This is a genomic window from Oceanicaulis sp. HTCC2633, from assembly GCF_000152745.1.
Lineage (GTDB): Bacteria > Pseudomonadota > Alphaproteobacteria > Caulobacterales > Maricaulaceae > Oceanicaulis.
The window spans coordinates 2304812-2323357 of sequence record NZ_CH672428.1; the positions used below are offsets into that span (position 1 = coordinate 2304812).

General features: G+C 64.7%; 16 protein-coding genes and 1 tRNA gene. 4 read left to right on the forward strand and 13 right to left on the reverse strand.

What is annotated here, in order from left to right:
• Positions 1-148: 148 nt before the first annotated feature.
• Both OA2633_RS11030 and ahcY read right to left on the reverse strand, forming a co-directional pair.
• A complete protein-coding gene (locus OA2633_RS11030) occupies positions 149-601 on the reverse strand; it encodes an energy transducer TonB (RefSeq protein ID WP_156776223.1) in 453 nt (150 codons plus the stop codon).
• 102 nt (positions 602-703) lie between these two features.
• Positions 704-2122: an adenosylhomocysteinase gene (gene ahcY, locus OA2633_RS11035; RefSeq protein ID WP_009802630.1), complete on the reverse strand. Its 1419-nt coding sequence runs from the start codon at positions 2120-2122 to the stop codon at positions 704-706.
• A gap of 279 nt (positions 2123-2401) precedes the next feature.
• Between ahcY and OA2633_RS11040 the strand changes: the two genes are divergently transcribed.
• Positions 2402-4276 (forward strand): MFS transporter, encoded by a 1875-nt coding sequence (locus OA2633_RS11040; protein WP_009802631.1) that lies wholly within the window; start codon positions 2402-2404, stop codon positions 4274-4276.
• Positions 4277-4354: 78 nt separating this feature from the next.
• Here OA2633_RS11040 and OA2633_RS11045 read toward each other — a convergent pair whose 3' ends face one another.
• The 4 genes from OA2633_RS11045 to OA2633_RS11060 all read right to left on the reverse strand — a co-directional run bounded on the left by OA2633_RS11045 (position 4355) and on the right by OA2633_RS11060 (position 7493).
• A complete protein-coding gene (locus OA2633_RS11045) occupies positions 4355-4627 on the reverse strand; it encodes an HPr family phosphocarrier protein (RefSeq protein WP_009802632.1) in 273 nt (90 codons plus the stop codon).
• Entirely contained in the window at positions 4624-5028 is a 405-nt protein-coding gene (locus OA2633_RS11050; RefSeq protein WP_009802633.1) for a PTS sugar transporter subunit IIA, read from the reverse strand. The genes OA2633_RS11045 and OA2633_RS11050 overlap by 4 nt, the downstream gene beginning before the upstream one ends.
• A gap of 139 nt (positions 5029-5167) precedes the next feature.
• A complete protein-coding gene (locus tag OA2633_RS11055; RefSeq protein WP_050752874.1) occupies positions 5168-6820 on the reverse strand; it encodes a stimulus-sensing domain-containing protein in 1653 nt (550 codons plus the stop codon).
• Positions 6789-7493 (reverse strand): response regulator transcription factor, encoded by a 705-nt coding sequence (locus OA2633_RS11060; protein WP_009802635.1) that lies wholly within the window; start codon positions 7491-7493, stop codon positions 6789-6791. The genes OA2633_RS11055 and OA2633_RS11060 overlap by 32 nt, the downstream gene beginning before the upstream one ends.
• Positions 7494-7640: 147 nt before the next feature.
• On the opposite strand from OA2633_RS11060, the gene OA2633_RS11065 reads away from it, so the two are divergent.
• Positions 7641-9356, forward strand: a complete 1716-nt coding sequence (locus OA2633_RS11065; protein WP_009802636.1) for a hypothetical protein — start codon at positions 7641-7643, stop codon at positions 9354-9356.
• On the opposite strand, the gene OA2633_RS11070 is transcribed toward OA2633_RS11065, so the two are convergent.
• The 5 genes from OA2633_RS11070 to OA2633_RS11090 all read right to left on the reverse strand — a co-directional run bounded on the left by OA2633_RS11070 (position 9353) and on the right by OA2633_RS11090 (position 12169).
• Positions 9353-9709 carry a gamma-butyrobetaine hydroxylase-like domain-containing protein gene (locus tag OA2633_RS11070; protein ID WP_009802637.1) on the reverse strand — a complete coding sequence of 119 codons (357 nt, stop codon included), beginning with the start codon at positions 9707-9709 and terminating at the stop codon, positions 9353-9355. The genes OA2633_RS11065 and OA2633_RS11070 overlap by 4 nt on opposite strands.
• Positions 9710-9712: 3 nt before the next feature.
• Positions 9713-9910, reverse strand: a complete 198-nt coding sequence (locus OA2633_RS11075) for a Trm112 family protein (RefSeq protein WP_009802638.1) — start codon at positions 9908-9910, stop codon at positions 9713-9715.
• Between the two features lie 25 nt (positions 9911-9935).
• A complete protein-coding gene (locus tag OA2633_RS11080) occupies positions 9936-10583 on the reverse strand; it encodes an LON peptidase substrate-binding domain-containing protein (protein WP_009802639.1) in 648 nt (215 codons plus the stop codon).
• A gap of 78 nt (positions 10584-10661) precedes the next feature.
• The gene (gene trxA / locus OA2633_RS11085; protein WP_009802640.1) at positions 10662-11570 is read right to left on the reverse strand and encodes a thioredoxin; all 909 of its coding nucleotides are present in this window, start codon (positions 11568-11570) and stop codon (positions 10662-10664) included.
• A gap of 77 nt (positions 11571-11647) precedes the next feature.
• Entirely contained in the window at positions 11648-12169 is a 522-nt protein-coding gene (locus OA2633_RS11090) for a prolyl-tRNA synthetase associated domain-containing protein (protein WP_009802641.1), read from the reverse strand.
• A 142-nt stretch (positions 12170-12311) separates the two neighbouring features.
• On the opposite strand from OA2633_RS11090, the gene OA2633_RS11095 reads away from it, so the two are divergent.
• A tRNA-Gly gene (locus tag OA2633_RS11095) sits at positions 12312-12386 on the forward strand.
• 236 nt (positions 12387-12622) lie between these two features.
• On the opposite strand, the gene OA2633_RS11100 is transcribed toward OA2633_RS11095, so the two are convergent.
• Positions 12623-13339 carry a PepSY domain-containing protein gene (locus OA2633_RS11100; protein WP_009802642.1) on the reverse strand — a complete coding sequence of 239 codons (717 nt, stop codon included), beginning with the start codon at positions 13337-13339 and terminating at the stop codon, positions 12623-12625.
• A 569-nt stretch (positions 13340-13908) separates the two neighbouring features.
• Positions 13909-14598, reverse strand: coding sequence for an SDR family oxidoreductase (locus OA2633_RS11105; RefSeq protein WP_009802644.1), 690 nt, complete (start codon positions 14596-14598; stop codon positions 13909-13911).
• A 188-nt stretch (positions 14599-14786) separates the two neighbouring features.
• Between OA2633_RS11105 and OA2633_RS11110 the strand changes: the two genes are divergently transcribed.
• The coding region (locus OA2633_RS11110; RefSeq protein ID WP_009802645.1) for an NAD-glutamate dehydrogenase at positions 14787-18546 on the forward strand (3760 nt) is incomplete at its 3' end.

Sequence of the window (18546 nt, forward strand, 5' to 3'; positions counted from 1 at the left end):
TGAAAACGCGCACGCGTGCGAATCACATCTTACCGGAAGGTGAATTGAGACGCGATGGGCAGAGGAATCCCGGCCGTGAATTGACCGTGTTGCGCTGTGGACAAGGTCAATAAAGGCTTAAGTTTCAACTCAAATTGAATGATCAGATTCACCGAATCCGCACTTCGCCTTGGGTGAACTCAAACAGTACGACACAGCCTTGCAGCGCCGCGCCCTGGCTCAAGGGTGCGAAGCGCCAGTCCTCGACCGCGCGGCGGGCCTCATGATCGAAACTGCCGCCCGGCACGCCGCGCGCGACAGATACGTTCTGCACCTCGCCGGCCTGGGTGACGTCAAACTGGACGATGGACCAGCCCTGCAGGCCGCGCGACCAGCCGCGCGCGGGATAGTCGGGCAGGCTGGCGTTGATCGCGCGCAAGGGCTCGCCCGCACACTGATCCGAGCTTGCGGCGCGCTCCACATTGGGCGGGACCGGCATGTCGGAGGTAGCGATGAAGGGCTGAAGCCGCGGATCGGCCAGCGGGTTCAGCTCCGGGCTCGACCCGCAAGCTGCGAGCGAGAGCGACAGGGCGAGAAGGGTCGGGATCAGGATCAGGCGCATGGCGCGCACAGTGAGACGGGAGCGCGGGAAGGGCAAGAAGCGGATATGAAAAACCCCGCCGGATCGCTCCGGCGGGGTTTCTGGTTTGGCGATCGCCGAGGCTTAGTAGCGATAGTGCTCGGCCTTGAACGGGCCTTTCTGCTCGACGCCGATATAGTCGGCCTGTTCGGGCGACAGCTCGCTCAGTTGCGCGCCCAGCTTTTCAAGGTGCAGGGCGGCGACTTTCTCGTCGAGATGCTTGGGCAGGATGTAGACCTGGTTGTCGTACTGATCGCCGCGGGTCCACAGCTCGATCTGGGCCAGCACCTGATTGGTGAAGGACGCAGACATCACGAAGCTGGGGTGGCCGTTGGCGTTGCCCAGATTCACCAGGCGGCCTTCGGAGAGCAGGATGATCTTGTGGCCTTCGGGGAACTCCACCATGTCGACCTGCGGCTTGACGTTGGTCCACTGGAAGTTCTTCAGCGCCTCGACCTGAATCTCGTTGTCGAAGTGGCCGATGTTACACACGATCGCCATGTTCTTCATGGTGCGCATGTGGTCGACGGTGACGACGTCCTTGTTGCCGGTGGCGGTGACGACGATGTCGGTGTTCTTGATCGCGTCTTCCAGCTTGACGACCTCATAGCCGTCCATGGCCGCCTGAAGGGCGCAGATCGGGTCGATCTCGGTGACCGACACGCGGCAACCGGCGCTGCGCAGGGATTCCGCCGAGCCCTTGCCCACATCGCCATAGCCGCAGACGACGGCGGTCTTGCCGGCCATCATCACGTCGGTGCCGCGACGGATGGCGTCCACCAGGCTTTCACGGCAGCCATAGCGGTTGTCGAACTTGGACTTGGTCACGGAGTCGTTGACGTTGATCGCCGGGAAGGCCAGCTCGCCCTTCTTGGCCAGCTGATACAGACGCATCACGCCGGTGGTGGTTTCCTCGGACACGCCCTTGATGGCGGCCTTGGCCTTGGCGAACCAGCCCGGAGAGGCCTCGATGCGCTTCTTGATGGTCTGGAAGAGATAGCCTTCTTCCTCGGACTTCGGCTCGCCGAGGAAGTTGGGGTCCGCTTCGGCCTTCTCGCCCAGCTGCAGATACATGGTCGCGTCGCCGCCATCATCCAGGATCATGTTGGCGGTTTCGCCGTTCGGCCAATGGAAGATGGCGTCGGCGAACTCCCAGTACTCTTCCAGCGTCTCGCCCTTGTAGGCGAAGACCGGAATGCCCTTGTCCGCGATCGCGGCGGCGGCGTGGTCCTGGGTGGAGAAGATGTTGCACGACGCCCAGCGCACATCCGCGCCCAGCTCGACCAGCGTTTCGATCAGCACGGCGGTCTGGATCGTCATGTGCAGCGAGCCGGCGATGCGCGCGCCTGCGAGGGGCTTCTTGCCCTTGTACTCTTCACGCAGGGCCATCAGGCCGGGCATTTCAATCTCGGCCATCTCGATCTCCAGCCGGCCCCAGCGAGCCAGCGAGAGGTCTTTGACATAGCGATCGTCGCCGGTGTTGGCGGCATTGAGCAGGGTCATGAATGAGCGCCTTGTTTTCTGACTGCGGGCAGGGGGTCCCCTGCCGGTTCCATATGAGACGGCGCATCTCTTAACACGCGTCCCAAAACGGGCAAACCGTCTGGCGTGCACATCATTATGGGACAGGAAATTCGCTCTATTTCTTAAATTGGTCCTAAATCTGTATAAACTTTATGGTAAGGTTTTTGCTCGGGCCCTGTGTTATGGGTCTTTGCGGCATGGCCGCAGGCGTCGCCGAGGGGCGGCGCGCCTGTGCAACGGACTGAGGGGACTGTTGAAATGGCGAATTTGCCGACCGCCTATGCGAGCCAGAATTTCGGCCGCAAGACGCTGGATTTCTACGCCGCCTCCGGCGAGGTGAGCGGATCGGATCCCCGCGCACGCGCCGATGAGCGCAGCCTGACCGATTATGACGGCGCCAAGCACACCGTGCGCGTCATGGACCGCAATTTCGCTCTGGAGGCCGGGGATCAGGCGTCCGTGCTGCGCATGCAGACCGGCCCCTCCCAGCGTTCGCGTCCCGTGGCGCTGGTCAATCACACCCAGAAAGGCTGGTCGCGCACCCATCCGGGAGCCAGCGCGCTGCTGTCGCGGGCCGGGGTTGCGCGGAATGTGAACTGGTTCCTCACGGTTCTCCTGTTTGCGCTGGCCTCCATCGTCATGGTCTGGCCGGCCTTGCGCGCCTTCCTGGTGGAGGTCGATCCGGGCCTGTTCGGGGCTTTGCCCCAGTTTGATCTGTTCGCTCTGGCGCTGACCGCCCTGCCGGATCTGGCGAGCTGGAGCTTCTCTGAGAGCGTCGCCCCGGTCAGCGGCCTGATCGCCCAGGCCGGGCCGCTGGCGGCCGAGCATGCAGACGCCATTGTCTTTTACGGTCTGAGCGGACTGGCCGCGCTGACCGTGTTCGCCACGCGCTCCTGGCGCCTGCTCTGGGCGCCGCTCTTTGCGGGGCTCGTGGGCGCTGCGGCCCTGGGCCTGGGCGGCGAGGCCGAGGCTGCGGGCTATGCCGTTGGCGCTTACGGGCTCGCGGCCCTGATCTTCGTGATCGGAGGCCTGATCAACCGGGTGCGCGATTCCGCCCGTCTCGAGCGCCGGATCGCGCTTCTGGCCGACCATCTCGAGCGTCATCCTCCGGAAGAGACCATTGCGCGGGCTGAAGACCCTGACGAAATTGTCGATAACGACGCGGGCATTGAGGAGCCGGACGACGCGGCGGCCTCTGATGAGGATGCGCCGATCGCCATCGCCGTACCGGTCAGCGCTGCGCTGAGCGAAACAGCGGATGAGGCGGACGCCGAACCGGTCATCGCCGAGTCCGAGACGCAGGCTGTCGATCCCGAAACGGCGGACTCTGAACGCGGTGACGTAGAGGCTCAGGAGGCTGAAGCGGTCGAGGCGGAGTTCGAAGCCCCTGTGGTTGATGCGGAACAGGACGTTGCGGTCGATCTCGATGAAAGCGAGACCGAGGCGACGGACGCTGCAGAAACGCGCGTCGAGGCTGAGCCTGAAGCGCCTGAAGCGGATGAATCCGCCTCTGAAGATGCGGTCCTGAGCGAAGAGACGCCTGAGCCGGCCCTGTCCTCGCCCGAGGGGCGTGACGAGGATACGGCTCTGGACGCGTCTTCTGAAGGCGATGATGTCTCCGAGGATGCGGACGCGGCTGCGGCCGACGCCGCGGCGGAAGAGGCTGAACACGAACCGCTTGCTGGCGAAGCCGTCGCCTTTGAGTCCGAGGACGAAGTCGACACCCGGGCGGAGCCTGAGGCGCTGACGGCGGAGGCGGGCGAAGAGCTCGAGCCGGCGCTGAGCGCTGAGGCGCCCTCTGACGACGCGCCCGAAAAGGCGGATCTCGAGCTTGCAGGGCTGGATGCCGAAGAAGCCGAGCGTCTGAAGAATGATCCGCGCTATGCCGCGCGCGCCATCGTACTGCCTTCTCCGCCGCCCATGCCGGCTGCCGAAGCCGAGAGCGAGGCGGTGTCGGACGCGGACGAAGCCGTAAAGCCGAGCACGGGACCGGTGACGCGTGAGACGCGGGAGCTGCGCCCGAGCGCGCCGCTGACCAACCGCGTGCTGTCGCTCTTCTCCAATCCGCCCGTGCCGCCTGCGCCTCCGGCGCCCCCGGCGCCGGCGCGCAGCGCCGAGGATGAGGACGCCTGAGGGCGCGCCCCGACCTGAGACACGAACGCCGCCGGGATGACCGGCGGCGTTTTCATGTGGGGCGTTGGGCGGACAGGCTCAGTCGTTCTCGTTGAAGCCGCATTCCACCAGCGCGCTGAGGGCGTCCACGGCCTCTTCTGCGTCCGCGCCCTCGGCCCTGATGGTGATGGCGACGCCGGGTCCGGCCGCCAGCATCAGCAATTCCATGATGGAATCCGCGCTGACTTCCTCGGCGTCACGCGCCACGCTGACCTGGGAGTCAAAGCGGGCGGCCTCGGCGACGAATTTCGCAGATGCGCGGGCGTGCAGACCGCGCTGATTGCAGATGGTGACCGTGCGTTGCTGGCTCACGCGGCGCCGTCCAGGATCTGGGAGGCGACGGCGATATAGCGCTTGCCCGCCTCGCTGGCGCTTTCGGCCAGGGCGTTCATGTCGAGCCGCGAGCGCGCTTCGGCCAGCTTGATCAGCATGGGCAGATTGGCGCCGGCGATGACTTCCACGCGCCCCTTTTCCAGGAGCGAAATGGACAGGTTCGACGGCGTGCCGCCGAACATGTCGGTCAGGATGATGACGCCATCGCCCTGGTCGGCTTTCTCCACCGCCTCGCGAATATCGTCGCGCCGCCGCTCCATATCATCGTCCGGGCCGATGGAGATGGCGCTACAGGCTTCCAGCGGGCCAACCACATGCTCTGTGGCGGCGACGAGTTCGTCAGCGAGACGGCCATGGGTGACGACGACAATGCCGATCATGGTGCGGATCAGATCCTCAGACGGAGTAACTTGATGTCCATGTAAACCCGGTTTTGCGTCCGGCGAAAGCCCTGTGCGTCGGGTGTGCAACAGTCCGCTGCATGCTGATGACAGGCGCCGTTTTCGCGCCACACATCCGCTAGCGCGACGAGGCGGGCAGGGTGACGGTGAAACAGGCGCCCAGCACCTGGCCCTGATCATCGGTGCGGTTTGAGGCGCGTATCTGGCCGCCATGGGCCGTCACGATCTGCCGCGCGATCGCCAGGCCGAGCCCGGAATGTCCGCCAAAGGCCGCCCCCTTGGGGCGCTGGGTGTAGAAGCGGTCGAAAATGGCTTCGAGATTGTCTTCGGGAATGCCCGGACCGTCATCTTCGATGCGGACTTCCTGGCTCTGCCCGGCGCCGCGCTCGATCCGCACGCGCACCCCGCCCTCTGCCGGGGAGAAGGTGACGGCGTTCTCGATGAGATTGATGAAGACCCGGCTTAACGGGTTCTCGTGTCCGCGCACGATGTGCCGCTCGGACTCGGCCGTGACGATGACCCGGGGGGCGGGCGCGTCGGGATCATTCTGCAAGCTGGCGATGTCGGTGAGCAAGACAACGAGATCGATGGTCTCGAGATCCTCGCGGGCCAGCTCCGCGTCCAGGCGCGAGGCGTTGGAGATGTCCGTGATCAGCCGGTCGAGCCGCTTCACATCGTGCTGGATCACCTCGATCAGGCGCGCGCGCTTGTCGTCATCCTTGGCCAGCGGCAGGATTTCCGACGCCGAGCGGATGGAGGTCAGCGGGTTCTTGATCTCGTGCGCCACATCGGCGGCGAAGGCCTCGATGGCGTCAAGGCGATCATAGAGCGCATTCGTCATCTGGGTGAAGGCGCGCCCCATATCGCCGATCTCGTCCTTGCGGCCCTTCATGTCGGGCAAGGGCACGCGGCGGCCCCCCGCCAGACGCACTTCACGCGCCGCTTCCGCCAGCCGCCGCACCGGCCAGGCGATCTGCACGGTCAGCACCACCGCCATGAAGAAGGTGACGAGCGCGGCGACGATCACATAGGGCAGGATGGCGGCGCGCTCCTGCGCGATCAGGGCGTCAAGGTCATAGGATTCATAGGTGATCGTGCCCACCACCGCCTGGATCAGCTGGATGGGGATGGTCACCGACACGACGCGTCCGCCATCAGGGTCGCGCCGAACCCCGGTCTGCGCCTCGCCGGTCTGGAAAGCGGCGCGCACCTCGTCAGACAGGCTGCGGTCGAGCGCCGCCCGCTCCTCGGCCGACAGGAAGATCTCGCCTACATGCTCCATGACCGAATGGCCGAAACCGCGGGCCCGCGAGATCGGCGTCTGGGGATCGTCTGTAATGGGCGGCAGAGGCAGCTGGTCGACCTCGCCCGCAATGAGGTCGGAGTCGGCGATGCGGATGGGGCCGGGCGCATGAAGCAGAGCGCGCGTTTCGTCCGGCACGTAAAGCCCGGACAGACGGCGCAGCACCTCGCGCGCCGCATCGCGGTCCATTTGCGGGCCGGGGGCGTCGCCATAGACGGCGGTCTCGGTGATGATGTTGGCGATGATCTCGGCCTGGGCGGACAGGGAGTCCACCTTGGCGTCCACCAGGCCGCGCCGGTTCTCGGTGATCGCGAACATGCCGCCGATCAGAACGCTCAGCGCCACCAGATTGGTCAGGATGATGGTGGCGCCGAGACGCGTGAACAGAAGAGGCTTGAGCTGGGCGGACAGGCGCACGATGGCGCGTCGCGCGACCTTAAGCCTCCTTATATCGGTAGCCGACGCCATACAGGGTCTCGATGCTGTCGAACGTGTCGTCCACGTCGCGGAATTTCTTGCGGATGCGCTTGATGTGGCTGTCGATCGTGCGGTCATCCACATAGACCTGATCGTCATAGGCCGCGTCCATCAGGCTGTCGCGGCTTTTGACAAAGCCCGGACGGTTCGCCAGCGCGTGCAGGATCAGGAATTCGGTGACGGTCAGGCGCACCGGCTTGCCCTGCCAGGTGCAGGCGTGACGGTTGGGGTCGAGCACCAGCGAGCCGCGCTCGATCACCTTGTGCTCATTGCCCTCGCCGCCCTCCGCGCCGGCCGGATCGGCCTGGGCGCGGCGCAGCACCGCCTTGATGCGGCGCGCCAGCAGCTGGTGGGAGAAGGGCTTGGCGATGTAATCGTCCGCGCCGAGATCGAGACCCAGGGCTTCGTCGAACTCGCCATCCTTGGAGGTCAGGAAGATCACCGGCAGGTTGGAGGACTGACGCACGCGGCGCAGCAGCTCCAGCCCGTCCATGCGCGGCATCTTGATGTCGAAGATCGCCAGATCCGGCGGCGTCTCGGTCAGGTGCGGCAGGGCGGCGGACCCGTCGGTGAAGGTGCGCACATTGTACCCCTCGTTTTCCAGGAACATGGAAACAGAGGTCAGAATGTTCTCGTCGTCATCCACAAGGGCGATGGTCGCCATCGTTCGTATCCTGTCATTCTCTCGGCGGAACCGATGTCTCTAGCGCTTCACACTAATTGGTGTCCAAGATCAAGCAAAGACATGGTTACCTCGGGTTAAGGCGGGTAGTGCATTACTTTATGAAACCTGCTGGGGAATGAGGCGGAAATGGCGCACGAAGACGTCCATTACGAGGTCTTTCTGAAGAAAAACGTCAAGGCCTCCTGGACGTTGGTGGAGGCGTTGAAGGACCGCAACGCCGCCCTGGCGCTGGCCAACAAGCTGCACGCCAACCATTCCAGCGGCTCCATCCGCGTGGTGCGCGAGGTCTGGGACGCGGAGTCGAGCGGCTTTCGCGGCGGCGCCATCTTCGAGGTCGGCCCCGAGAAATTCTCCGGCGATGAAAAGCCCGCTGAAGCGACCATTCCGTGCCTGACCCCTGATGACCTGTCCGGTCCGGCGGCGCGCGACACGGTGCGCCGGGCGCTTTCGGGCTGGCTGGAGCGCTCCCAGGTCTGTCCCATGGAGCTTCTGCATCGGCCGGATCTGATCGAGGAGCTGGACGGGTCGGACACCGATCTGCAGCACGCCATCCAGAAGGTCGCCATCGCCCGCGCCCAGAATTCGGACGCCAGCGTGCACGCCTATGTGCGCCTGATCACAGAGCTCGTGCAGCGCGGGATCGAGCAGTCGCGCAAGGAAGCCAAGGCGGCGGGCAAGCCGCCCAAGGGCAAGTCCTTTTCAGAAAGCGCGACGCTGCTGGCCAGCAAGACCACCTCGGAAAAGCAGATGCGTCGCCTGATCGCGGACGAGCTGTCGCAAGCCTATGACATGGGCGAGAAGGTTCGTCGCCTGCTCGACATGCATGACGACCTGCCGCAGAGCGAAGAGGCCCGGGCGCTCGCGGCCAAGCAGACCGACGCCTTCATCGCTGAGATCTTGTCCTTTGATTCCGCGCTTCGCCGGGTGCTGGGCGACACTGTGGATCTGGGCGACGAGGTGCTGCGCCTGACCGGCATCTATGAGGGCGCCCCGGACAGCCCCGATCTCAGCCGGGCGCCGGAAACCGCGCGTCGGCTGGCCAGCCAGATCAAGGCGGCCTCCCTGCCGGCCGCCCACAATGAGCTCGCCCAGCAGATCCTGGAGAAACTCCGCGCGCCCAAGCGCTTCCGGCCGCGCTCGGTGATGGCCGAGATCGAGCTGGCGCGGAAGCTCGCCCAGCGTCTGATCGTGTCGGCGGGCGAGAACCTCAACCCCGAGGCGCTGGTGGACGCCTTCACCCACCGCTCCGCACGCCTGCTGCAGCCGGACGCCATTGAGGAGGCGCTGTCGGGCGCTCATACGCCGGTGGACCAGATCGAGCGCCTGTTCGCGATGGAAGACCATCTGGTGGGTGAGGAGAACAAGAAGAAGCTCGCGAGCTATATCCGCGCCAAGGTCACCGCCAACACGACGGTGAGCTATTTCGTGCGCGGCAGCGGACAGCCGCTTGAGCGATTGTCGCGCGTGACAAGCCTGCAGGCGCGCGCCAAGAAGGGCGGCTTTCCCAAGACGGACAAGCAAGAGCTGGTCGACGCCTTTGACAGCCTCGGTCTCGCCATTCTGGACGCCACCAAGGTGATGGACCGGGTGGCGGGCTCCCAGGCCCCGGTTCTGGACCGCGCCGCCGCCCTCTTGAAGCTGTCGACGACAGGCGTTCTGCCGGAAGGGCGATGCCGGACCGATGCGCAGCTGCGCGCGGTGCGGATGATGGAGAGTGATGAAGCGCGCGTAGCCGCGGCGTCCCCTGGCGGTGAAGCCAAGATGCTGGCCGTGCAACAGTTGTTCGCTCAGCTGGCCCCGCCGGAAACCCAGAGCCCGCCGCAGAGCGACACGGCCGCCTAGTGCGGCAGGCCGGAGGCTTTCAGTCGATCGCGATAGGCCTGCATCAGGGCGTCGGCGTTCTCGCCCAGCTCGTGCAGATAGTCCCAGGAATAGATGCCGCTGTCATGGCCGTCGTCAAAGCTCAGGCGCACGGCGTAGCGCCCCACGGGATCCGCCGCAGTGATCTGCACGCCTGACTTCCCGCTCACCAGCTTTTTCTGGTCCGGGGCATGGCCCTGCACTTCTGCGGACGGACTTTCCACACGCAGCAATTCGAACGGTATCGCGTAGCGGTCGCCGCCTTCAAAACTGATGTCCAGCACGCTGTCAGAGCGTTTGAAGCTCAAACGGGTCGGCCAGGGGCGGTCGCTCATGGATCAGTCGTCCAGATTGCGGGCTTCTTCAGGCAGCATGATCGGCACGCCTTCCCGGATCGGATAGGCGAGGCGGGCCTCCTTGGAGATCAGCTCATTCGCCGCGCGATCATATTCGAGCGGGCCGCGGCTGACCGGGCAGACCAGGATCTCCAGAAGCTTGGGATCGAGAGCGGATTGTTCGGTTTTCACGTCACTCATGGGGAAAACTCTTACGCCGACGCTTTCAGGGCGTCCAGCCTCGCGAGCCGCTTGCGGCCTCGTCGAGGCTGTTTTGCATCAACCGGTCCAGGATCTCCGCCCGATGCGGGATCGAGCTCGCTTCGAGCAGTCTCTGCTTGGACTCGGGGTCAAAGGGAGCGGCCATGGCGGTCTTGTTGATGACCAGCGACAGGGGCGCCTTTTCAAGGGCGGGCCAGTCGGTTTCGATCCCCACCAGGTCGAAATAGGCGCGCAACCGCTCGATCAGCCCCTGAACATCAATGGCGGGCGGCATGTGCACCTCGACGAGGTCCTGGGTGAACGGACGGTAGTCCGCTTGCGCCACGCGATAGGGGGTCTGCTGCTCAAGCTCGGCCTCGACGGCGAACCGGGTCAGCCCTTCCAGCACCATCAGATAGCGCCCGTCCGCCGTTTCCTGGTGGCTGACGATCCGGCCCGCCCCGCCCACAGGCTGGAGCGCCGGTTTCTCGGGCGTTCCGCCGGTCGCGGGCTGGATCACCCCGATGATCCCGTCAGAGGCCAGCGCGTCATCCACCATGTTCAGATAGCGCGGCTCAAACACGTTCAGAGGCAGGTGCTCGCCCGGGGGCAGGATGCAGCCGCGGATCGGAAACAGCTTGATGGCGCTGGGGAGGATGAGGCTCTCGGACATGACTGGGCTCTTGGGTCGCTCCTTGGACGTGAGATAGCCCGATCAGGGCCGCAGGCGAGTGCTGCGGCCCTCTCAGATTCAGGAAAACAGGATCGAGGACAGGCGGCGACGGCCGTTCTTGGCCAGGTCGGATCCGGCGCCCGCGGATTCAAACACGCGCAGCAGCAACTGGCGCGCGGCGGCGTCATTGTGCCCGCGGTCAATGGCGATGGATTCCAGCAGCGCCTCTGCAGCGCCGCCCATATCCCCCGTACCCAGCCGTGCGCGGCCCAACTCGTACCAGGTCTGGGCCCCGGGATTTGATTTCACGGCCGCTTCGGCGGCATCGAGCTCGGGGGCGTCCTCGGCCTCGCCCGCCAGCTCCATGGAGGCGCGGACGGCGGCGATGGCGGGGGCGGAGCGCAGCGTGTCAGGCACATTGTCCAGAAGCGCCTTGGCCTGAACCGGATCGCCGCTGGCCAGATAGACCCGCGCCATGCCGGAGATGGCGTCGGCATTGTCCTTGTCCATTTGCAGCGCCGTGGCGAAATCCTGGGCGGCGCCGCCGAAATCGCCGTTGTCCAGCGCCTGCTGGGCCCGCTCCACAAGCGCGGAGACTTCCTCCTCGGAGACTTCGCCGGTCATGCGGTTGATGAAGTCATTGACCTGGCTCTCGGGCAGGGCGCCCATGAAGCCGTCCACCGGCTGGCCATCCTTGAAGGCGATCACGGCCGGGATGGACTGGATGCGCAATTGGCCCGCGACGCCGGGGTTCTCATCGATATTGACCTTGACGAGTTTCACCTTGCCGCCTGCCTTGGCGACGGCGCGTTCGATGGTCGGGCCCAGCTGGCGGCACGGGCCGCACCAGGGCGCCCAGAAGTCCACCAGCACCGGGACCTCGCGTGAGGGCTCGATGACGTCGGCCATAAAGGACTGGTCGGTGCCGTCGCGCACCAGATCATCACCGCCGGGCGCATCCGCGCCGTTTGCACCGATAATTTCCATGAAAGCCTCCCGTTTGGGGCGAAATGTCGTTTGACCACTAGGTGGCCGTTTGCGCGCCGTGATGCAAGCGCGCCCGTTCACCCGTCCAGCTTCACGATTTCCGGAGCGCGCCCGAGCGCTTCGACAAATCTGAGCAGATCCGCGGACCGGATGGCGGTGGTGGCGTCGTTTTTCAGCGGATGAAAGTTGACGATATCATGGGCCATCAGCGCTTCATCCAGAATGAAGCGGACCTGATGATCGTGATCATTGAGCAGGGCGAAGGCGGTGACCGAGCCCGGCGTCACGCCCAGCTTGTCTTCCAGGAGCTCGGCCTTGCCGAAGGAGAGGCGGCCGCATCCCAGAGAATGATGGAGCTGGTTGAGGGCGATCCGGGTCGACTGCAGCGCCGAAATCAGGATCAGCGCGCCCTTCTTGTCCTTCAGGAACAGGTTCTTGGTGTGTCCGCCGGGCATGTCGAGCTTGAGGGACTCGCCCTCCTCGACGGTGAAGATGGGCGGGTGGTCATGCGTTTCATGCGCGATCCCGAGGCCATCGAGAAAGCGCAACAGGTCCTCGCGCGAGGCGGGCGGAGCGGGCAGGGGCGGGGTCTTTGTCATGGCGTGTAGATCAGCAGGACAGGGGAAGTCAGGCAAGGTGCAGCACGACTGCAAAAGCTGCAGATGACAGGCTTGCAAAACGAACGGCGATGAGCGATATACCCGGCCTCGGCGCAAGCCGGACCCTGTACGCAGGTAGTGAGCGGGCGTAGCTCAGGGGTAGAGCATCACCTTGCCAAGGTGAGGGTCGTGAGTTCGAATCTCATCGCCCGCTCCATTTCTTCAGACGACAAACGACTTGCGCTGCAGCCGGGCCTTGTGTTCGGGCAAGTTCCCAGTCGCCGGCCTTCGGGCCGGTGATGTTGTTTGAGGAATGCGTCCCCCGGACGCTGCGCTCACAGGATGGACTGCGCGGGGCGGATCAACCGTCAGCCTTTCCCCCGAAGGTTCTCGGCCACCAATCCCTCTGGACCGCCTGTGACAGGCTCCGCCCCGCTCCCATCCCTGTTCCAGTTATCGCTTGCGCGCCGCGCGCCAGACCGCAAGGCTGCGCCGCATCCTGAAGATCAGGATGACAAGGCCTGCGAGCGCCACGGCGAGGCCCAGACTGGCGGCGATGACCAGCAGGGGATGATTGAAATCCTCGCCGTCATCGTAATCCATCACATGCAGACGCCAGAAGAAGTCGAACAGGCGCCAGGTGTCCGACCGGCGCGCGCGCACAAGTCCGCTCTCGGGATCCACATACAACCGGGTCCCCTCGGCATCCGCGAAAACGATTTGCCAGACAGGCCCGCCCGGGCCGTATTCGGAGGGGGGATCGGCGAGCAGGCGGATGCTGTCAATCTCGGCCTCGGGCGCAAAGTCATAGTCGGCGATCCGGCGCACGAGGGACTCGTCCAGGAAAGACAGGGGCTCTCCGCTGCGGGCCGAGATGACTCTCGTGCGCCCCCGGCTTTCAAGTCGCCAGACCGGCTCGTCGGTGATCGAGGTCAGAACCGCGCTGTCGAGTGTCTGGAAACCGGCTGATCGCGTGGCGTCTGAGAGCGGGATCAGGGCTTCCGGCGTCATCAGGACCGGAGGGTGGTCGGCGATCTTGTGCTCGCCGCGCACGCGCTCGATCGGCAGGACGCTCATCACAAGCCCGCCCAGAATCCACAGCAGAACCTGCACGCCGATGATCAGGGCCAGCCATTTGTGGACCCGCACGGCCGTTCGCAAAATCATCATCCCGCTTCTTCCCCCGCCAGACTGTCGGCTCCCGAGCTTGCGATCCTGCCCCGGAATGTTGCCGGACAGGAAATACATCTTTCACGCAGCTGTGAGACGGCGTGTCTGGCGAAACGGTCGCGCCCGCCCCATATCCCGTCCTGCGAAGGCGGAGCCGGATCCCCTCACCGGACCTCTCCCCAGCCGGAAGACCCTGAAAGCCCTGGCTTGACGGGCCTGACCGGCTCCGCCCTTCGCCAACCGGCGGCAAGCCGGAGATCAAGACAAGAAAGAAGGTTCAGCCATGACCCGCGCCATCTCACTGGTGATCGCAACTGGTATTTTTCTGACTCTCGCCCTCATAGCCGCTTGCGCTTCAGGCGAGGGGCTCTACATCACAGGCTGATTGAACGCGATTCGGTGAAGCGCGTCAGTGAACAGAACAGGCCTCAGAGTGCGTCCCCCCAGCCTGCCCGATGAGGCCTGCAGGCGCCGCCGGACAAGCCTGTCCCCGTCCGGCGGCGCCGCTTGAAACGAAAAACCCCGCAGCAAGGCTGCGGGGTTTTTTGCTGTCCGGTAATGGCCGGCGTCTACCAGGACAGGTCTTCACCGCTGATATGGAAGAAGCGCCCGCTCATCGCAGGGTTGGCGCGCGCGATCAGATCCAGCTGTGCGCTGACGGACTCGCTGGGCGTCATCAGCCCGTTCGGGCCGCCCATATCGGTGCGCACCCAGCCTGGATGCAGGATCAGCACGACGACGCCCTTGTCCTTGAGATCGATGCTCAGCGACTTGCCCACGGCGTTCAGCGCCGCCTTCGAGGCGCGATAGGCGTATCGCCCGCCGCTGTCATTGTCGGCGATGGAGCCCATGCGGCTCGATTGCAGCGCGATCACCTTGAGCTGGCTCTGGGCGACCTGATCGGCGAAGGCCTCCGCCAGCGCCAGCGGCGCGAGCGTATTGATGCGGAAGGTGTCCAGGAAGCCGTCATTGGCGGCCTCGCCGAAGGCTTGCTCTTTCGGGCCCATCACGCCGGCATTGGCGAACAGAATGTCGAGCGGACCGGTGACCTTGTCCTTCAGCGCCTGGGCGGCGTTCAGATCGGAGGCGTCATAGGGCAGGATCGTCAGGCGGCCATCGCCCGGGTCCAGCGCCTTGAGCGCATCCGCGCCCTCGGGATCACGCACGGCGGCGCTGATCGTCCATTCGCGCTTAAGAAGTTGGCTGACATGCTCAAGGCCGAGCCCGCGATTGGCGCCCGTGATGAGAGCGTGAGGCATGGTCGTCTCCGATGTGGAAATCTGTTGTTTTGTTAGTGCAGAACCAAGCACAGCCATGATTGCAGGTCTAGCCGCTCAGTACCGCTTGAACCCAGCGCGAGCGGGAGTAGGCTGCGGGTCATATGTTCATGGTTATTCGATGAACACCGTCCACCGTCCACCATTTTTCCGTTCAGGAGCCCCTTGATATGAACGCCGTGGTCAGCGTCCGACACGCATATGACAGAGAGGCCTTTCTGAAGGCCGCGCAAAGCCGTTTTGCTGCGGCGTTTGGCGATAGCGGGCCCGATGCCGCCAGCTTCCTGGAGCAGCTCTGGGGCGATGCGCTGGCGGACGATCTCGCCGGGATTTCCGAACAGGATGCGATCTCCCTGGCCGAGGAATTCTGGCGCTATGGCGTCGAGCGGGGATCGGACAAGCTTCTAGTGCGGGTGCGGACGGCGCATGGCGCGGATGGCCGCAATCTCGAGCGCGACATCCTCGAGGTGATCGGTCAGGACCGGCCCTTCCTTGTGGATTCCGTCATGGGCGAGATCGCCAGCCAGGGGCTGGACGTGCTCGCCATGTTCCACCCGGTGGTCCAGGTGCGCCGTGATGATGAGGGGCAGCGGGTCGCGTCGGGCGGGCGGTGCCTGAACGAGTCCATGATCCAGGTCCATCTCGACCTTCTGAGCGAGGATCTGCGCGAGCGGCTCGTCGCGGGCGTGCGCGCCACGCTCGATGATGTGCGCGACGCGGTCGAGGACTGGAACGACATGCGCGCGGAGATGGACGATGCGATCGACCATCTGACCAACGCCAACACTTCCGCCTCCAAGGAAGAACAGGAAGAGGCCGTCGCCTTCCTGCGCTGGCTTCGCGACAACCATTTCGCCTTCCTGGGCAGCCGCACCTATCAGTTCGACTTCGAGAAGGGCGCCGAAGGCGATCACAAGCCCGAAGTGAAGTCCGAAAGCGGGCGCGGCGTGCTGCGCGATCCCGAACGCAAGGTGCTGCGCAAGAGCGCCGAGCCGATGATGCTGACCCCGGCCATCGAAGCCTATATGCGCGCGCCCTCGCCGGTGATCGTCGCCAAGGCGAACATGAAGAGCCGCGTCCATCGCCGGGTTTACATGGATTATATCGGCGTCAAACGCTATGACGCGGACGGCAATGTGGTCGGCGAGACCCGCTTTGTGGGCCTGTTCACCGCCGAGGCCTATGACCAGATGGCGCGCGAAGTGCCGCTGATCCGCCGCAAGGTGCGCCGCGTGCTCGACAAGGCGGCCAAGGCGCCGGGCTCGCACTCGGCCAAGAAGCTGCAGAACATCGTCGAGAACTATCCGCGCGACGAACTGTTCCAGACCGAGGAACAGGACCTGCTGGATATCTCGCTGGGCATCCTGCACCTGCATGACCGGCCGCGCACCAAGCTGTTCATGCGTCGCGACCAGTTTGACCGCTTTGTCTCCTGCCTCCTGTTCGTGCCGCGTGACCGCTATAACTCCAAGGTGCGCGAACTGGCGGGGGAGAAGATCCGCGAAGCCTTCAATGGCCGCCTGTCGGCCTTCTATCCCCAGTTCGGCGATGCGCCACTGGCGCGGGTCCATTTCATTGTCGGGCTCGATCCGTTCAACCATCCCGAGCCCGATCCGTCCGAGCTGGATCGCGAGATCGCGGCGCTCGCGCGGACCTGGGAGGACGAGCTTCACAACGCGGCGCGCAATTCCGGCGACGCCGAGCTGCGCCGGGCGGTGACGCGCTATCTGGACGGCTATTCCGCTGGCTATCGCGAACGGTTCACTCCCGAGGACGCGCTGGCGGATATTGGCCGCATGGAGCGGGTCAAGGCGTCCGAAGACACCAGCGCGCGCGCCTATCGCGTGGAAAAGGACGGCGAGGACCGTCTGCGGGTCAAGCTGTATCGCTGCGGCGAACCGGTGGCGCTGTCGGGCGTGATGCCGGTGCTGGAAAATCTGGGTCTGCACGTGCTGGCCGAGGCCGGCTATCCGGTCCAGCGTCATGGCGAGAACGGTGCGGAAACCGTCTGGGTGCACGAGTTCGAGGCCTCCCTGAATGGCGAAAGCGCCAGCAAGATCGACAGTGAAGCGGAAGCCTTCGAGAGCGCCCTTCTGGCGGTTCTGAACGGGCAGACCGAGGATGACGGCTTCAACAAGCTGGTGCTGGCCATCGGGGTCAGCTGGCGCGAAGCGGCCTTCCTGCGCACCGTCGCCCGCTATCGCCAGCAGACCGGTCTGGATCCCTCCCAGGCCATTCAGGAAGAGGCCCTGGCGGCCAACCCGGAAATCGCGCGCGGCCTTCTGGAGCTGGTGAACACCAAGTTCAATCCCGAGCTCGATTTTGGCGAGGAAAGCCGCGAGAGCCACGCCAAGGATGTGTCCAAGGCGATCCGCATCCTGCTGGAACGCGTCGAGAGTCTCGATCATGACCGCGCCCTGCGCCGCATGCTGCGTCTGATCGAGGCGGTGCTGCGCACCAACTTCTTCCAGACCGATGAGGAGGGCCGCGCCAAGCCGTGGATCTCCATGAAGATCGCCAGCCGCGACGTGCGCGAGCTGCCTGATCCCAAGCCCTATCGCGAGATCTTCGTGTGGAGCCCGCGCGTCGAGGGCGTGCATATCCGCTTCGGCCCGGTCGCCCGCGGCGGCCTGCGCTGGTCGGACCGTCGGGAGGATTTCCGCACCGAGGTTCTGGGTCTGGTGAAGGCCCAGCAGGTCAAGAACGCCGTCATCGTGCCGGTGGGCTCCAAGGGCGGGTTCTATCCCAAGCAATTGCCCGATCGCAGCGATCGCGACGCCTGGCTGGCCGAGGGTCAGGAAGCCTACAAGACCTTCCTGCGCGGCCTTCTGGATATCACCGACAATCTCGTTGATGACGGCGTGAAGCGTCCCGACAATGTTGTGTGCTGGGATGATGAGGACCCCTATCTCGTCGTCGCCGCGGACAAGGGCACGGCCACCTTCTCAGACCTCGCCAACTCCGTGGCCCAGACCGAGTATGATTTCTGGCTGGGCGACGCCTTCGCCTCGGGCGGTTCGGCCGGGTACGACCACAAGAAGATGGGCATCACCGCACGCGGCGGCTGGGTCAGCGTCCAGCGCCATTTCCGCGAAATGGGCAAGGACATCCAGAACGAGCCCTTCACGGTCATCGGCGTCGGGGACATGTCCGGCGACGTGTTCGGCAACGGCATGCTGCTCTCCAAGCAGATCAGGCTGATCGCCGCGTTCGACCATCGCGACATCTTCATCGATCCCAACCCCACTGATCTCGAGAAGACCTGGGAGGAGCGCAAGCGGCTGTTTGAACTCGGGCGCTCAAGCTGGCAGGACTATGACAAGTCCCTGATTTCAAAAGGCGGCGGGATTTTCCCGCGGGCCGCCAAGTCCATCAAGCTCAGCGACGAGATCCGCGAACTGACCGGACTTAAGGCTCAGACCGCTCCGGCCACGACCCTGATCAAGGCCCTTCTGAAGGCGGATGTGGAGCTGTTGTGGTTCGGCGGCATCGGCACCTATGTGAAGGCGTCGACCGAGCAGAACTATCAGGTCGGCGACAAGGCCAATGACGCCCTGCGCATCGATGCGAACGAATTGAATGCAAAGGTCATCGGCGAGGGCGCCAATCTGGGCGTCACCCAGGCGGCGCGCATCGAGTACGCCCGCAAGGGCGGCCGCGTGAATGCGGACTTTGTCGACAACTCGGCGGGCGTGGACAGCTCTGACCACGAGGTCAACATCAAGATCCTGCTGAACCCGATGGTGCGCGAGGGCTCGATGAAGCTCGATGACCGCAACACGCTGCTGGAATCCATGACCGATACGGTGGCGCACCATGTGCTCGAGCACAATTACGACCAGACCCTGGCGATCACCATCGCCAAGGAGCATGCGGTCGAGGATCTCGACGCCCATGAACGCCTGATGGAGCGGCTGGAGCAGGACGGCC

Excerpts from the sequence above, each read along its gene's own strand:
- OA2633_RS11030 (WP_156776223.1), bottom strand. The coding sequence starts at position 601 with ATGCGCCTGATCCTGATCCCGACCCTTCTCGCCCTGTCGCTCTCGCTC.
- ahcY (WP_009802630.1), bottom strand. The coding sequence starts at position 2,122 with ATGACCCTGCTCAATGCCGCCAACACCGGCGACGATCGCTATGTCAAA.
- OA2633_RS11040 (WP_009802631.1), top strand. The coding sequence starts at position 2,402 with ATGGCGAATTTGCCGACCGCCTATGCGAGCCAGAATTTCGGCCGCAAG.
- OA2633_RS11050 (WP_009802633.1), bottom strand. The coding sequence starts at position 5,028 with ATGATCGGCATTGTCGTCGTCACCCATGGCCGTCTCGCTGACGAACTC.
- OA2633_RS11055 (WP_050752874.1), bottom strand. The coding sequence starts at position 6,820 with ATGGCGTCGGCTACCGATATAAGGAGGCTTAAGGTCGCGCGACGCGCC.
- OA2633_RS11060 (WP_009802635.1), bottom strand. The coding sequence starts at position 7,493 with ATGGCGACCATCGCCCTTGTGGATGACGACGAGAACATTCTGACCTCT.
- OA2633_RS11065 (WP_009802636.1), top strand. The coding sequence starts at position 7,641 with ATGGCGCACGAAGACGTCCATTACGAGGTCTTTCTGAAGAAAAACGTC.
- OA2633_RS11070 (WP_009802637.1), bottom strand. The coding sequence starts at position 9,709 with ATGAGCGACCGCCCCTGGCCGACCCGTTTGAGCTTCAAACGCTCTGAC.
- OA2633_RS11075 (WP_009802638.1), bottom strand. The coding sequence starts at position 9,910 with ATGAGTGACGTGAAAACCGAACAATCCGCTCTCGATCCCAAGCTTCTG.
- OA2633_RS11080 (WP_009802639.1), bottom strand. The coding sequence starts at position 10,583 with ATGTCCGAGAGCCTCATCCTCCCCAGCGCCATCAAGCTGTTTCCGATC.
- trxA (WP_009802640.1), bottom strand. The coding sequence starts at position 11,570 with ATGGAAATTATCGGTGCAAACGGCGCGGATGCGCCCGGCGGTGATGAT.
- OA2633_RS11090 (WP_009802641.1), bottom strand. The coding sequence starts at position 12,169 with ATGACAAAGACCCCGCCCCTGCCCGCTCCGCCCGCCTCGCGCGAGGAC.
- OA2633_RS11100 (WP_009802642.1), bottom strand. The coding sequence starts at position 13,339 with ATGATGATTTTGCGAACGGCCGTGCGGGTCCACAAATGGCTGGCCCTG.
- OA2633_RS11105 (WP_009802644.1), bottom strand. The coding sequence starts at position 14,598 with ATGCCTCACGCTCTCATCACGGGCGCCAATCGCGGGCTCGGCCTTGAG.